The sequence below is a fragment of the Pseudomonas sp. EA_15y_Pfl1_P101 genome, from assembly GCF_963970835.1.
Lineage (GTDB): Bacteria > Pseudomonadota > Gammaproteobacteria > Pseudomonadales > Pseudomonadaceae > Aquipseudomonas > Aquipseudomonas tritici.
Genome location: NZ_CAXAPA010000004.1, coordinates 155,713 through 170,487, shown reverse-complemented (window position 1 = coordinate 170,487; position 14,775 = coordinate 155,713). Strand labels below are relative to the sequence as shown.

At 61.8% G+C, this 14,775-nt stretch carries 10 protein-coding genes and 2 pseudogenes; 6 read left to right on the top strand and 6 right to left on the bottom strand.

Annotated elements, in window-relative coordinates; all coding sequences use genetic code 11:
* The first annotated feature begins 12 nt into the window (after positions 1–12).
* Positions 13–570, top strand: coding sequence for a hypothetical protein (locus AACY36_RS07550; protein ID WP_339416004.1), 558 nt, complete (start codon positions 13–15; stop codon positions 568–570).
* A 127-nt stretch (positions 571–697) separates the two neighbouring features.
* Here AACY36_RS07550 and nirD read toward each other — a convergent pair whose 3' ends face one another.
* Together nirD and nirB are read right to left on the bottom strand one after the other, a co-directional pair.
* Entirely contained in the window at positions 698–1,039 is a 342-nt protein-coding gene (gene nirD / locus AACY36_RS07545) for a nitrite reductase small subunit NirD (protein WP_339427563.1), read from the bottom strand.
* Positions 1,039–3,579, bottom strand: coding sequence for a nitrite reductase large subunit NirB (gene nirB, locus AACY36_RS07540; protein WP_339427564.1), 2,541 nt, complete (start codon positions 3,577–3,579; stop codon positions 1,039–1,041). The genes nirD and nirB overlap by 1 nt, the downstream gene beginning before the upstream one ends.
* Positions 3,580–4,170: 591 nt before the next feature.
* On the opposite strand from nirB, the gene AACY36_RS07535 reads away from it, so the two are divergent.
* From AACY36_RS07535 to AACY36_RS28225, 3 genes and pseudogenes are all read left to right on the top strand, one after another.
* Positions 4,171–8,142, top strand: coding sequence for a bifunctional nitrate reductase/sulfite reductase flavoprotein subunit alpha (locus AACY36_RS07535; RefSeq protein WP_339496860.1), 3,972 nt, complete (start codon positions 4,171–4,173; stop codon positions 8,140–8,142).
* A 114-nt stretch (positions 8,143–8,256) separates the two neighbouring features.
* Positions 8,257–9,375 (top strand): annotated as a pseudogene (locus tag AACY36_RS28230) (cache domain-containing protein); the annotation flags it as partial.
* A gap of 87 nt (positions 9,376–9,462) precedes the next feature.
* On the top strand, positions 9,463–10,230 hold the full coding sequence (locus AACY36_RS28225) for a methyl-accepting chemotaxis protein (RefSeq protein ID WP_370468006.1): 768 nt from the start codon (positions 9,463–9,465) through the stop codon (positions 10,228–10,230).
* Between the two features lie 213 nt (positions 10,231–10,443).
* Here AACY36_RS28225 and AACY36_RS07525 read toward each other — a convergent pair whose 3' ends face one another.
* The 3 genes and pseudogenes from AACY36_RS07525 to AACY36_RS07515 form a co-directional block, all read right to left on the bottom strand.
* Positions 10,444–11,220: a nucleotidyltransferase domain-containing protein gene (locus AACY36_RS07525; protein ID WP_339415994.1), complete on the bottom strand. Its 777-nt coding sequence runs from the start codon at positions 11,218–11,220 to the stop codon at positions 10,444–10,446.
* A complete protein-coding gene (locus AACY36_RS07520; RefSeq protein ID WP_339427567.1) occupies positions 11,217–11,696 on the bottom strand; it encodes an AAA family ATPase in 480 nt (159 codons plus the stop codon). The genes AACY36_RS07525 and AACY36_RS07520 overlap by 4 nt, the downstream gene beginning before the upstream one ends.
* A gap of 18 nt (positions 11,697–11,714) precedes the next feature.
* Positions 11,715–11,990: pseudogene (locus AACY36_RS07515) on the bottom strand (UV damage endonuclease UvsE); the annotation flags it as partial.
* A 126-nt stretch (positions 11,991–12,116) separates the two neighbouring features.
* On the opposite strand from AACY36_RS07515, the gene AACY36_RS07510 reads away from it, so the two are divergent.
* Together AACY36_RS07510 and AACY36_RS07505 are read left to right on the top strand one after the other, a co-directional pair.
* Entirely contained in the window at positions 12,117–12,542 is a 426-nt protein-coding gene (locus AACY36_RS07510; protein ID WP_339415991.1) for a DUF2231 domain-containing protein, read from the top strand.
* Positions 12,539–13,831: a PQQ-dependent sugar dehydrogenase gene (locus AACY36_RS07505; RefSeq protein ID WP_339496858.1), complete on the top strand. Its 1,293-nt coding sequence runs from the start codon at positions 12,539–12,541 to the stop codon at positions 13,829–13,831. The genes AACY36_RS07510 and AACY36_RS07505 overlap by 4 nt, the downstream gene beginning before the upstream one ends.
* A gap of 31 nt (positions 13,832–13,862) precedes the next feature.
* On the opposite strand, the gene AACY36_RS07500 is transcribed toward AACY36_RS07505, so the two are convergent.
* Positions 13,863–14,771: a LysR substrate-binding domain-containing protein gene (locus tag AACY36_RS07500; protein WP_339496856.1), complete on the bottom strand. Its 909-nt coding sequence runs from the start codon at positions 14,769–14,771 to the stop codon at positions 13,863–13,865.
* Positions 14,772–14,775: the final 4 nt, after the last annotated feature.

The following is a 14,775-nucleotide window of genomic DNA, read 5'->3' as shown; positions in this document are numbered from 1 at the left end:
CTGGCTTATCATTTGGCGAGTAAAGGCGCGAATGTCACCGCGCTGTGTGCCCTCGCCCGGCATGCCGATGTTGTGGTGCTCACCTGCTCGACCTTGGGTCCATCCATTGAAAGAATCGCACCCGATATTCAGGTACCGATTTTGAGAGCGGATGAAGCCTTGGCCGCTACGGCGGTTCGCCACGGCGGCAAGATCGTCGTGCTTTGCGCCATCGAGACAACCGTAGAACCCACCACACGGCTATTTCACAAGGCCGCTCAGCAATCAAACGCAGAGGTTGATGTACAGCTGGTTCCGGGTGCATGGCATCAGTTCAAGGCGGGAGAGTACCAGGACCTGCCCGAAGAGCTGAAGAAAGAGGTACTCGCGTTTGCCGATATCAACGTAGCGTGGCTCGCAGCAGTTCTCACGGACATCGGCAATGGCAGTGCCACTGACCACGAGCGGCGCGCGCGCGCCATCTACACCGCCATCGCGGGCGCGCAGTTGATTGCTCGTACGCGCATCGATATCGGCCTGTATGACGAACTCGTTCAGAGCTATCAGGACGCAGGGCTTATTCCGGCCTGATGGACTGAAGGGTCACCTGCGACAGGTAGACGAAAATGCCCTTGTTCATCGATGACCTCGCCCTCTGATCCGAACACATGGACATCCCATGGCCGCGTCGTTGGGGCTCGACAGCTCCCACAGTCGCTCAACCTACCCCCACCTCCACCACCCCACCGTTCAAACGCACCGGCCAGACGCGCAGGCGCTGGTCTGGCGCCTCCAGGCATTGCCCGTCAGCCAGGCGGTAATGCTGCTTGTAGATCGGCGCAGCCACCACCAACTCGCCTTTGATACTGCCAATCAACCCCCTACCGATCACATTCGCCCCCGATTCCGGGTCGTGGTTATCAATGGCATACAGCGTCTGGTCTTGCGCATCCGGCAGGTAGAACAACGCCACTTGCGCGCCGTCCAACCACACCACCACGCCGGAGTTGGTCACCAGGTCTTGCCTGTTGCACACGGTTTTCCAGATGGGCTGGCTCATCACGCAATCTCCTCGATGACCGGAATCAAGTTGAGTTCAGAGGCCATGATCGGCCGGCGCTGGCCGCGCTCCTGGACGAAGTGGATGTCCGGGTCCGGGCGTTTGTCGTTGACGAAGGTGCGGAAGCGCTTGAGTTTCTCCGGGTCCGCGAGCGCGTTGGCCCACTCGCATTCGTAGCGGTCGACCACCCGTTGCATCTGCGCTTCGAGCTCGGCGCCCAGCCCCAGGCTGTCCTCAAGGATCACGTCCTTGAGGAAATCCAGGCCGCCCTCCAGGCTTTCGCGCCATACCGAAGTACGCTGCAACTTGTCGGCGGTGCGGATGTAGAACATCAGGAAGCGGTCGATGTAGCGGATCAGCGTGGCATCATCCAGGTCGGTGGCGAACAGCTCCGCATGGCGTGGGCGCATACCACCGTTGCCAGCGATGTAGAGGTTCCAGCCCTTCTCGGTGGCGATCACGCCGACGTCCTTGCTCTGGGCTTCAGCGCATTCTCGGGTGCAGCCAGACACCGCGAACTTGAGCTTGTGCGGCGAGCGCAGGCCTTTGTAGCGATCCTCGATCAGCAGCGCCATTTTCACGCTGTCCTGCACGCCGTAGCGGCACCAGGTGCTGCCCACGCAAGACTTCACCGTGCGCGTGGATTTGCCATAGGCATGCCCGGTCTCGAACCCCGCCGCGATCAGTTCGCCCCAGATGTCCGGCAGTTCATGCAGTTGCGCGCCAAACAGGTCGATGCGCTGGCCGCCGGTGATCTTGGTGTAGAGGTCGTATTTCTTCGCCACTTCGCCGATCACAATGAGTTTTTCTGCAGTGATCTCACCCCCCGGAATGCGTGGTACCACCGAGTAGGTGCCGTTCTTCTGCATGTTGGCCATGAACGTATCGTTGGTGTCCTGCAACGGCACCAAGGATGCGTCCATGATCGGCTGGTTCCAGCACGATGCCAGGATCGAGCCGACTGCCGGCTTGCACACATCGCAACCGGTGTGGCCACGGCCATGTTTGGCCAGCAGTTCGTCAAACGTGATGATGCCGTCCACACGCACCAAGGCGTACAGTTCCTGCCGGGTGTAGGCGAAGTGTTCGCACAGGCTTTTGTCAACGCTGACGCCACGGGCGATCAGCTCATGCTCGAACACCTGCTTGAGCAACCCGGCGCAGCCGCCGCAACCGGTGCAGGCCTTGGTCTGGGCTTTAAGCAGGCCGAGGTCGCTGCAGCCGCCGTCAATGGCTGAGCAGATCGAACCTTTGGTCACGTTGTGGCAGGAGCACACGGTAGCCGACTCCGGCAACGCGCCGGGGCCCAGGGTGGGAGCGCCGCTGGACGATGGCAGGATCAGGCTGGCCGGCTCGGACGGCAATGTGATGCTGTTCTGCATGTATTGCAGCAAGGTGTCGTAGTAGCTGTTGTCGCCCACCAGTACAGCACCAATCACATGCTTGCCCGAAGCATCCACCACCAGGCGCCGGTAACTGGCGCTGGCTTCGTCGATAAACTGGTAGCTGCGCGCGCCGGGCGTGTGGGCATGGGCATCGCCGATGGAGCCCACGTCAACACCGAGCAACTTGAGTTTGGTCGACATGTCGGCGCCCACAAACGGCTCGCCGGTTTGCTCGCAGAGCAGCGCGGCAACGCCTCGGGCCATCTGGTAGCCCGGCGCGACGAGGCCGAACAGGCTGCCGTTCCAGGACGCGCACTCACCAATCGCGTAGATATTCGGGTCGATGCTCAGGCACTCATCGTTGATCACCACGCCGCCGCGCGGGCCGATTTCCAGGCCAGCCTGGCGAGCCAGCGCGTCTTGGGCACGGATGCCAGCGGAGAACACGATCACGTCGGTTTCCAGGAATTCGTCATTGGCGAAGTTCATGCGGTAGCGATACTCCGCGCCCGCGCTGATCGACTGGGTTGCACGGGACAAATGCACACCGACGCCCAGCCGCTCGATCTGCGCCTTGAGCGCGAGGCCGCCAAAATCGTCGAGTTGCACCGGCATCAAGCGCGGCGCGAACTCCACTACATGCGCTTCAAGCCCCAGGCTTTTCAGCGCGTTAGCGGCTTCCAGACCGAGCAGGCCGCCCCCCACCACCACGCCGCGTCGCGCATTGGCGGCCGCCTTGCGAATCGCATCCAGATCCTCAAGCGTGCGATACACCAGCCGCGAATCGCCTTCAGCGCCTTCGATGGGCGGCACAAATGGATAGGAACCGGTGGCCAACACCAGCTTGTCATAGGCCACGCAGCCGTCGGCGGTGATCACCTCGCAGCGGGCGCGGTCGATCTCCAGCACCGGCACGCCCAGGTGCAAGGTCACGCCTGGGGTCTGGTACAACGAAGCGTCGGACAATGCCAGCGACTCGGCATCACGGCCGGTGAAATATTCGGACAGGTGCACCCGGTCATAGGCGCGCATCGGCTCCTCGCTGAACACGTGCAAGCGGTAGTGATCCAGCGCGCCGCGTTCGATCAGTTGCGCCACACAGTGGTGACCGACCATGCCATTGCCGACGACGATCAGGGTTTTGAGACTGTTCATATAAATCACCCGACAAAGCTCATCACGGTTTAAAAAGCAAAAAAAAACGCCTGAAACCTTGCGGTTCCAGGCGTCTTTGCCTGTTCTTATGCGGGTTCTGATCGGGCGACTGCGCCGGACTCACCGCTATTGCCCAATGGTGTCGATCGTCGTTGACCGAGGTGGGTTGAGAGGGAGCTTGCAGGGTCTGTGCCAATCGAAGACAAGGGCCGGATTCACGGCATCACAACGTAATCAGCGGTTTTTTTCGCGCGCTTTCAGCGCCTCCAACTGGTGCGTCCCGCGTCATAAAAGTGCACCCCAACGGCTTTTGTAGTGAGCGGGCTTGCCCCGCGCTGGGTGGCAAAGCCGCCCCAATAGAGACGCCGCCGGTATCCAGCTAGAACCAGGTCGCCTGGTTTGGGGCGGCTGCGCCACTCAGCGCGGGGCAAGCCCGCTCACTACAGCCAGATAAAAAACCTGGCGCGTGACTTGCTAGGAATACTTCAACCAGGCAGTCAACGCTGATTGCTCTCTCACGACAAAGGCGCCGTGTAATCCCCGTTTTCAACGGAGGGTTACAAGGCGCCTTTTTTGTTTACGGGGTTACGGATGGCAAACCAAAACGTGCGCAGCGTGTGCCCTTATTGTGGCGTGGGCTGCGGCATCGTCATGCAGGTCGAGCACAACACAGTGGTCAAGGTGGTCGGCGACAAGGCCCACCCCACCAACTTCGGCCGGCTGTGCACCAAGGGCACCACCTGCGGGCACGCCATCGCCGAGTCCGGCCGCATGGAAAGTGCCTACGTGCGCCAGGCGCGCGATCACGACCCGGTGCGCATTGCCATGGACAAGGCCATCAGCGAAACCGCCGCCCGCTTGCGCCACACCCTCGATACCCACGGGCCGGATGCGCTGGCTTTCTACGTGTCGGGCCAGATGTCGCTGGAATCCCAATACCTGATCAACAAATTGGCCAAGGGCTTCGTGCGCACTCCCAACATCGAATCCAACTCGCGCCTGTGCATGGCCAGCGCCGGCAGTGGCTACAAACTGTCGCTTGGCTCCGACGGGCCGCCGGGTTCCTACGAGGACTTCGACCGCGCCGAGTTGTTCTTCGTGATCGGCGCGAACATGGCCGACTGTCACCCGATCCTGTTCCTGCGCATGATGGACCGGGTCAAGGCCGGCGCGAAGCTGATCGTGGTCGACCCCCGACGCAGTGCCACGGCGGACAAGGCCCACCTGTTCCTGCCGATAGAGCCCGGCACCGACCTCGCCTTGCTCAATGGCCTGTTGCACCTGCTGGTCAAGAACGGCCACACCGACCCTGCCTTTATCGCGGCCTTCACCGAGGGCTGGGAAGCCATGCCCGCGTTTCTGGAGGACTACTCGCCAGACCGGGTCGCCGCCATAACCGGCCTTGCCGAAGCCGATATCCGACAAGCCGCCGGCTGGATCGGCCAGGCTGCCGAGTGGATGAGTTGCTGGACCATGGGCCTCAACCAGAGCACCCATGGCACCTGGAACACCAACGCCCTGTGCAACCTGCACCTGGCCACCGGTGCCATCTGCCGCCCCGGCAGCGGACCGTTTTCCCTGACCGGGCAACCCAACGCCATGGGCGGGCGCGAAATGGGCTACATGGGCCCCGGCCTGCCAGGGCAGCGCTCGGTGCTGGTCGAGGCCGACCGCGCCTTTATCGAGGACCTGTGGCAGATCCCCCACGACAGCCTGCCGCGCCAGGCTGGCGGCGGCACCGTGGCGATGTTCGAGCAGATGGCGGCTGGGCAGATCAAAGCCTGCTGGATTATCTGCACCAACCCGGTGGCCAGCGTGCCCAACCGGCAAACGGTCATCAAAGGCCTGCAAACCGCCGAGCTGGTGATCACCCAGGACGCTTTCCTCGACACCGAGACCAACCGCTACGCCGACATCCTTTTGCCTGGCGCGCTGTGGGCCGAGGCCGAAGGGGTGATGATCAACTCCGAGCGCAACCTGACCCTGATGCAAAAGGCCGTCGAGGCCCCCGGCGAGGCCCTGCCCGACTGGCAGATCATCGCCAGGGTCGCCTGTGAGATGGGCTTCGCCGAGGCCTTCACCTACGCGTGCGCCGCCGACGTCTTTGAAGAGATCAAACGCGCCTGGAACCCCAAGACCGGCTATGACATTCGTGGCGCGAGCTACCCGCGACTGCGTGACAAGCCGCTGCAATGGCCCTGCGCGTCAGACGACGCAGCGGACCGCAACCCGATCCGCTACGTGAAGGACGGCACGCTCGCTTTCGCCACTGAAAACGGCAAAGCCCAGTTCCTCGCCCGTCCCCATATGCCGCCGGCGGAAATGCCGGATGAAGCGTTTCCCTTCGTGCTGAACACCGGCCGCGTGCAGCACCAATGGCACACGCTGACCAAGACCGGCAAGGTCGCCACGCTGAACAAACTCAACCCTGGCCCCTTCGTGGAACTACACCCCGAGGACGCCGCCCGCCTGGGTATCAAGGACAAGGACCGGGTTGAAATACGCTCACAGCGCGGCCGCGCCGTACTGCCTGCGGTAGTCACCGACCGTGTGCGGCCGGGCAACTGTTTTGCGCCGTTTCATTGGAACGATGTGTTTGGCGAAAACCTGGCGATCAACGCCGTGACCCATGACGCCGTGGACCCGATTTCCCTTCAGCCGGCGTTCAAGTTCTGCGCCGTCGCCCTGGCCCGGGTCGAACTGATCAATCACCCGTTTCTGGACCTCCACGCTCCCGAACGAGAGGACAGCAACTTGTCGCGTCTTACCGCCTTCGCCGACATCATCGGCATCCGTCATCTAGCGCCGCCGCCATTGAGCGACAGTGAGCGCACCTATCTCGCCGGTTTCCTCAGTGGCCTGCAATCCGCCGCGCGCCAGGCTGGCGGTGTACCGACGATGCCGGCGAATGCGCCATTGGCAAGGGAATCCAGGCTGTGGCTGGACGGCCTGCTTGGCGGTTTGTTCAGCCGTACAGACGCCATCGCAGCGCCCTCCCCGGCAGTCACGCTGCTGTGGGCGTCGCAAACCGGCAACGCCGAAGCCTTGGCCGAGCGTTTTGCCAAACGCCTGCGCGACGCTGGGATCACGGTGGAACTGAGCGCGATGGCGGACTTCCCCGCGAGCAAACTGGCGAGCACTCACACCCTCGCGCTGATCAGCAGCACCTTTGGCGACGGCGACCCACCGGACAACGGCGAAAGTTTCTGGCACAGCCTCAGCACCGCCGAGATGCGCCTGGAATCCCTGCGCTTTGCGGTGCTGGCCTTGGGCGATCCCAATTACGACCAGTTCTGCAACCACGGCAAGCAACTCGACCAGCGCTTGCTGGAATTGGGCGCCACGCGCCTGCTGGAGCGTGTCGACTGCGACACCGAATTCGAGGAACGCGCCGATGCCTGGCTGGTGCGGTTCCAACACACCCTAAACCCGGCAAAGCCCATAGCGCCGGCCACGCCAGCCGGTAAAACCAAGCTGTACGGGTCACGGCTGCTGCTCAACCGGCACCTGAACCCCCACAGCGCCCACAAGGAAACCCGCCAGTTTGCCCTGGACCTGGCTGACTCCGGGCTCACCTATGAAGCCGGTGATGCCCTCGGAGTACGGCCGCGCAATTGCCCTGAACTGGTCAGCGAACTGCTCGACCTGATCCGCCTGAGTGCGAGCACGTGCGTGACCATCGACACCTTCGGTGATGTGCCGCTGCAACAGGCGCTCACCCAGCACTTCGAAATCGCCCGGCCGAGCAGCGACACCTTGGCCTTCATCGCCGAGCGCAGCGCCAACCCAGGCCTCAAACACTTGCTCAACCCCGAGCACAAGGCCGAACTGAATGACTGGCTGTGGGGCCGGCAGCTGGCGGACGTGCTGCAGGCATACCCTATCGATTGCGCCGCGGACGAACTGCTGGGCACCCTCAAGCGCCTGCAGCCACGCTTGTATTCGATTGCCTCGAGTGCCAAGGCCTACCCGCAGGAAGTACACCTCACAGTGGCCGCCGTGCGCTATGGCAAGCGCAAAGGCGTGTCCTCGACCTTTCTCGCCGACCGCGCGGGCGACGCTGAGGTGCCGTTGTTCGTGCAGCCGTCCAAACACTTCCGTACACCCAGCGATGGCGACGTGCCGATGATCATGATCGGGCCTGGCACCGGCGTCGCGCCGTTCCGCGCGTTTTTACAGGAACGCCGCGCCTTGGGGCATCAGGGCCGTAATTGGCTGTTTTTTGGCGAACAGCACGCGGCCAGCGATTTCTACTATCAGGACGAACTGCAAGGCATGCAACGCGACGGCATGCTCACTCACTTGAGCTTGGCGTTCTCCCGCGACCAGCCGCAGAAGGTCTACGTGCAGGACCGCATCCGCGAACAGGGCGCCGAGCTGTGGCGATGGCTGCAGGACGGCGCCAAGCTGTACATCTGCGGCGACGCCAGCCATATGGCCAAAGACGTCGACCAGGCGCTGCGTCAGGTCGCGCAAACCCACGGCGGGCTTGGCGTGGAAGCCGCCGTGGATTACTGGCGGCAGTTGAGTGAACAGAAGCGTTATCTGCGTGATGTGTATTGATTGGATACAGAACAATAAGCAGTTTGTATTGTGTACAAAAAACCCTAAAGTTTTATCGCAGAAGGGCCGAAACATCAGTGATAGCAAATCGCCGTGCTTGCGTGATGGAGAACGATGATTTGGCCGCCCTCTACGCTGATGGTCGTCTCGATGAAAATAAAAAATAAGTTGGTACTGGCATTCGTCTCTGTCGCGTTTATACCGGTAAGCCTGGTGGCTGTGATCTCGGTCATGAACACGCGGACCCAGGCGGTGGATCAGTTTATCGACGGCAGCACCCGGGAAATCCGTCAGATCGATGGCAATATCCGCCAGTTCTTCGACGGCACCCTGCAGAACGTCGATCAAATGGCCACCGATCCTGTATACACATCAGTTAACACGCTGAAAAACTACCAGCCCGCCGACGCGGCCAGCCAGCCCATGCCAGCCGAGGCACAAGCCGTCATCGACCGATTCGCACGCTTTGGCGCCACGCACCCAGCGGCCGCGATTCTGTCCATCGGCCTGGAAGATGGCACCTATGCCAAATGGCCGGATGACCCGCAACTGTCCAAGTACGACCCGCGCACGCGCCCCTGGTACAAAGCGGCCATGGCCAGCCCCGGCAAGACCGTCCGTACGCCCGCCTACTATTACGACAAAGACGACGTGGCGTTGGTCGGCACCGCACGGGCGCTGTTGGATAACGGCAAAGCCAAGGGCGTGTTTGTGGTCAGCGTCTCATTGAAAAACCTCACCGAGCTGGTCAAGAGCATCAAACTGGGTGAAAGCGGCTACGTGATGCTGATCGAAGACGGCGTGGTGCTGGTGGACCCGCGCGACGCCGCCCACAGTTTCAAACCGCTCAAAGACCTGGGCGCCGCCTATGCGCAACTCGCCGACACACCGCAAGGCTCCACCGAAGTGGAAATCGACGGCGTGCGCTACATGGCCAACGTGTGGACCTCCCCCAGTCTTGGCTGGCGCTACATCGGGCTGATCGAGCAGCGTGAAGTCATGGCTGAAGCCACCCGCATGACCTACCTCACCGCGATCATCGTCGGCGTGCTGGTACTGATCTTCGGATTGATTGCAGCCGCGTTCTCCAAGGTCATCGTCAAGCCCATTGGCCAGGTCAGCACGGGCTTGCAGTCCATCGCCGAGGGTGAAGGTGACTTGCGCCACGAACTGCAGGTGCAGGGCAAGGATGAAACCGCCGAACTGGCCGGTTGGTTCAACAAGTTTCTCGCAGCGATTCGCCAACTGATCCAGCATATCGGCGCGGCGTCGGCCAATCTGCAGAACGCCTCCAAGGTCAACAGCGAGGTCGCGCACAACATGAACGAGGCGGCGGGCCGGCAACGTGAGGCGGTTGAATTGGTGTCCACCGCGTTCAACGAAATGGTTGCCACCGCCAACGAAGTCGCGCGCTCATGCAGCGGCGCAGCGGAGTCCGCCGAAAACGGGCACCGTCGCGTGGCCGAGGGCAAGCAGCAGATCGAGGTCACTACCGATAACGTCAACCGCTTGGGCCGCCGTCTCACCGAATCGTCCCAGGCCATGGTTGAACTGGAGGCCGGCAGTCGCAGCATCAACCAGATCCTCGGCACCATTCGCGCGATTGCCGAACAGACCAACCTCTTGGCGCTCAACGCTGCCATCGAAGCCGCCCGCGCCGGTGATCAAGGCCGTGGCTTTGCCGTGGTGGCCGATGAAGTGCGCGCACTGGCCAAGCGCACGTCAGACTCCACCGGCGAAATCGAGCAACTGCTTGGCACCCTGGAAAACAAGACCCAGGAGGTCACGCAGAAGATGGGCAGTTGCCTGGACCTGTCGCGGGACAGCGTGTCGTCCATCGAAAGCGCGCGGGACAGCTTCGAAGGCATTCAACTGTCAGTGAACGAAATCCGCGACCAGAACCTGCAGATCTCCGCCGCCGCCGAGGAACAACACAGCGTGGCCGAAGAGATCAATCGGCATATCCAGCAGATCTACGACGAGGCACGACTGGTGGAAAGCCTGGCCAACTCGGCGCAGGACGATTCGGGGCGGTTGTCCAACCTTTCGGATGAGTTGAATGGGTTGGTGGGACGGTTCAAGTCTTAGGACCCGTGTGCTTCGGTTGTACCTGCGAACGCAATTTCAGCAGCGGCGCCGATCAAATGTGGGAGCTGTCGAGCCCCGGCGAGGCTGCGAAGGCGGCGGTATTGCCAACCTATTGATCGCCTGACACACCGCTTTCGCAGCCTCGCTAAAGCTCGACAGCTCTCACAGGAGATCTGCTTTGGATTTCGCCTATACCGGCGAACACCAGCAGAACTACGCTCGCTGTAAAACCATCCAGCTCAGAAAGGCCTGAAGTCGGGCTGAGAATTTTTCGCCGTCGGCACTCGGGTTTCGGGCTTCAAACAGGAAGAACGCCACGTTAACCATCATTGTCGGATGCCACTGGACGAACAGCGCAACGTGCTCTTCGAGTGTCTGCGGCCACGTCGCCGCATCCTGCGAACGCAATACATGGGTCGCCCTGATCAGCTTGCGTGACGCTTCGCGCTGCCAGCGAAGTCGCTCCCGCTCGGAGTCGGCGTCTGCGATGCGTGTGAGGTAGGCGGTCAATACCGGTTCAAAGTCACCGTTCATGGCCAAGGCAATGTCCACCGAAGGCCGAAACCGCTCAATGTGCAGCGCAAGGTCCTCACCCCACACGCATCGGCAATGGTGCTTGAGCCAGAAGCCCCAGCTGTTGCGGTTTTCCGCCGCCATGACGTCCCCACGGCTGCCAATATCGAAATCCACCTTGGTGACTTGCGAATGCCGCCGCTCCAGGTCGCGCCGGATCACTTCCAGCCGTTCCAGTACCCGTGAAGTCGGCGACTCGCGCAGCACCAGCGTGAGATCAAGATCGGAAACACCCGGGATGGCATCTCCGCGCGCCACACTGCCGTAGAGGTAGATACCCTGCACTCCCAGCGCTTCCTGCGACAGAGCGGTGCAGGCCTCCTCAAGCAATGGCTGAAACTCGCTCTGCACGGACGTTTCGAGGACGGTGAGGATGAAACCTTCGGCGTCGACCCCTTTAAAATGCGCTGCACTCACGAGCGATGCACCTCAATCACCAACCCCTCCTCCTCACTCGGCACACAGAAGTGGCGTGTGATCAGGTCAAACTCGGCATCCGTCGCCGCAAAATCGTGCTCACCGTGCGCATTACGCGCATGCAGTCGAGCGCGGCAGGTGTCGTCGTCCAGTTCCAGGTAGTGCAAGCAGTGTGGCACCCCGGCGGCCTGCGCCAGTCCCAGCAGCCACTGGCGGTTAGCCAACGTGTTAGCCGGAAAATCCAGCACCACGTTGACGCCCGACTCCAGCAAACCTACCACCAGCGGCCCCAACACCCCGCGGATGCGTTGGGCGCAGCGCAGGTAATCCGCCACCGACAAAATTTCGCCGGGATACAACTGTGCAAGCCACGGGTCCTCGCTTAACCGCATCGCCGCGTGTTCAGCGCTGAGGGTGCTGGCGAGCGTTGATTTGCCCGACGCTATCTTGCCGCATAGCAGATGCAGGGTTGGCATGAGTAAAGGTTCCCTTTTTTAAACTGAACGTCGCTTGAAATGCCCATAAAACGCCCAAGCTGCCACATTCTTGTCCTTGGACTCCAGCATGATGTCGAAGCGATCGAAAAACTGCAGCGCGTAGTCGTTGGTCCAGCGGTTCCACTTGTGTGCGCTGTGGGCATACAGGTCGCGCTTGTAAGCCACCTTCAACAGTGCGTCCACTTCCAGCGTGTGCTCGGCGTCGAAACCGGGCGCCTGCAAGACTTCTTGGGGCTGGGAGTAATGCAGGGTAGGCCGCACGCTCTGTGCCGAATGGTGCGAAAAACATCTCGACACCAATCCCTAGTGAACTTTCTGATAAACGAAAAGCTCCTCTGCTATGCGAAGTCACCGCGCCCTGACGCCAGGAGCGCTGAACAATAAGGAGCCGCTACCCCCATGACTACCCTCCCCGCCTACTACGCGACAAGACCTGGCCCGCTGCATTCGATACTGCTCGCCGGCAGCGTGCCGCTGTTTCTGGGTGCACTGCTCAGCGACATTGCCTACGGCCAGACCTACCAGATTCAGTGGGCCAACTTCGCGTCCTGGCTGATTGCCGGCGCGCTGGTGTTCAGTGGATTTGCGCTGTTGTTCGCGCTGATCAATTTATTGCGCGCCGAGCGTAAATCCGGGCGACCAGCCGCGTATTTCCTGCTGTTGTTAGCCGCCTGGGTAGTGGGCCTGGTCAATGCCTTTCAGCATGCCAAGGATGCGTACGCCATGATGCCCACGGGCTTGGTGCTGTCGGCGATTGTCACGCTGCTGGCATTCGTCGCAACGTGGATCGGCCTGACTAACCTGCGCTCGGGAGCTGCCCAATGAAAACGTCCAGCACGCTGACCCTATTAAGCGCTGCGCTGTTGCTGACCGCATGCGGTGGCGAAGGCGACAAGACCCAGGCCCGCGGCCCAGACCCCAAGTTGCCGGAACAGCAAAGCAGCCTGTTACCCAGCATGAAGATTGCCGAGCCCGTGCCTTGGGGCGAGCAGAAACCCAAGGTACCGGACGGCTACAGCATCTCCGCTATCGCCACTGACCTGGCCATCCCACGCCAGACCCTGGTGCTGCCCAACGGCGACATCCTGGTCGCCGAAGGCCGTGGCGGCAGCGCGGCCAAGCTCAAGCCCAAGGATGTGATCGCCAGCCTGATCAAGGCCGAAGGCAACACCAAGGTCAAGGGCGGCAACCGCCTGACCCTGCTTCGCGACGCCGACGGTGACGGCACCTACGAACTCAAGACCGTGTTCGCCGATAACCTGAACGCGCCGTACGGCCTGGCCTTCACCGACGGCAAGCTGTATGTGGCCAACCAGGATGCGCTGGTGCGCTTCGACTACACCGACGGCCAGACCAAGGCCAGCGGCGCGCCCACCAAAGTCACCGACCTGCCGGCGCAGATCAACCACCACTGGACCAAATCCCTGGCCGTGAGCGCTGACGGTCGCCAGCTCTACGTGGGTATCGGCTCCAACAGCAACGTGACCGAACGCGGCATGGAAGTGGAGATCGACCGCGCGATGGTCTGGCAGATCGATGCTGCCACCGGCGCGCACAAACCTTACGCAACAGGCCTGCGCAACCCGACGGCGCTGACTATTCAGCCGGACACCGGGCAACTGTGGACGGTGGTCAACGAACGCGACGAACTCGGCCCGGACCTGGTGCCGGACTACCTCACCTCGGTGCGTGAAGGCGCGTTCTACGGCTGGCCCTACAGCTATTGGGGCCAGAACGTCGACCCACGCGCACAGCCACAGAACCCGGCCAAAGTGGCCGCCGCGATCAAGCCGGATTACAGCCTCGGCTCCCATGTGGCGGCACTGGGCGTGGACTTTTCCATCGCGCAAATGGGTGAGAAGTTTGCCGACGGCGTATTTGTTGGCGAGCACGGCAGTTGGAACCGTGACAACCCGGTGGGCTACAAGGTGATCTTCGTGCCCTTCAGCAACGGCAAGCCCTCTGGTGAACCCATCGACTTTGCCACCGGTTTTCGCGGTGACGACGGCAAAACCCGCGGCCGGCCGGTGGGTGTGACGGTGGACCCGAAAGGCGCGCTGATCATCGCGGATGATTTGGCCAATACCGTGTGGCGAGTGACACGTAACCCATAACCCTGCACGACAGGGGCGGACAACGCCCCTGTCATCCTTCCTCCTGCAATTGCGCCTCAAGCCAGGCGAGCAGCGCCGCCACCTCATCCCGCTTCCCTGCTGCTTGATGCCGATAAACCGAAATAGCCTCGGGCAAGTGCACGCTCTCGGCGCACGGCCTCACCAGCGCGCCACTTTCAATCAAGCGGCTCGCGGTGCGACGCCAGCCCATGGCAATCCCGTACCCCTCGACAGCGGCCTGCAACATCAGTGGGTAGCTGTCGAACGTGGCACTGCGCGCGTCCACGGCCAACCTCTGGCCAAACACCTGCAGCCACTCATTCCACTCCATCATATGCGGCGGCGGCGCGCTGTGGTGCAAGAACGTATGACGCTGCAATGCATTCAGTGACAGCGCTTGCTCTACGGCTAGATAGTGCGGACTGCACACCGGAAAGACTTCGTCCGAGGCTGTGAATATCAGCGGATGAGCCCCGCTGGCGCGCCGTGTGCTTTGCAGCGCAACGTCAAAGGGGTCGTTGAATTCAGTCAAGGGTCGAGTGGTGGTCACCACCTGGATTTCAATCTGCGGGTATTGCTGGTGAAACGTCGATAAGCGCGGCATCAGCCAATAAAACGCTTCACACAACTGGCAGAGCAGCACCACACGGTTACTGCGGTGCACCGCGCGCAGGCGGGCGGCGCTGTTACCAATGCTGCGCAGCGCCTCGCTGATCACCCGCCCCAGCTCGCGCCCCTCTGGCGTGAGGAACACGGCACGATTGCGCCGCTGAAACAGTTTGATCCCGAGGTTATCCTCGAGCCCACGAATCTGCCGGCTGATCGCGGCCTGAGTGATGTGCAGCTCATCGGCCGCCTTGGAGAAACTCTCCAGGCGTGCCGCCGCTTCGAAGGGCAGCAAGCTGGCAAGGGGCGGTAAGGTTTTGCCGAGCGCGTTCATAATC

Excerpts from the sequence above, each read along its gene's own strand:
- AACY36_RS07535 (WP_339496860.1), top strand. The coding sequence starts at position 4,171 with ATGGCAAACCAAAACGTGCGCAGCGTGTGCCCTTATTGTGGCGTGGGC.
- AACY36_RS07500 (WP_339496856.1), bottom strand. The coding sequence starts at position 14,771 with ATGAACGCGCTCGGCAAAACCTTACCGCCCCTTGCCAGCTTGCTGCCC.
- AACY36_RS07520 (WP_339427567.1), bottom strand. The coding sequence starts at position 11,696 with ATGCCAACCCTGCATCTGCTATGCGGCAAGATAGCGTCGGGCAAATCA.
- AACY36_RS07505 (WP_339496858.1), top strand. The coding sequence starts at position 12,539 with ATGAAAACGTCCAGCACGCTGACCCTATTAAGCGCTGCGCTGTTGCTG.
- nirB (WP_339427564.1), bottom strand. The coding sequence starts at position 3,579 with ATGAACAGTCTCAAAACCCTGATCGTCGTCGGCAATGGCATGGTCGGT.
- nirD (WP_339427563.1), bottom strand. The coding sequence starts at position 1,039 with ATGAGCCAGCCCATCTGGAAAACCGTGTGCAACAGGCAAGACCTGGTG.
- AACY36_RS07510 (WP_339415991.1), top strand. The coding sequence starts at position 12,117 with ATGACTACCCTCCCCGCCTACTACGCGACAAGACCTGGCCCGCTGCAT.
- AACY36_RS28225 (WP_370468006.1), top strand. The coding sequence starts at position 9,463 with ATGAACGAGGCGGCGGGCCGGCAACGTGAGGCGGTTGAATTGGTGTCC.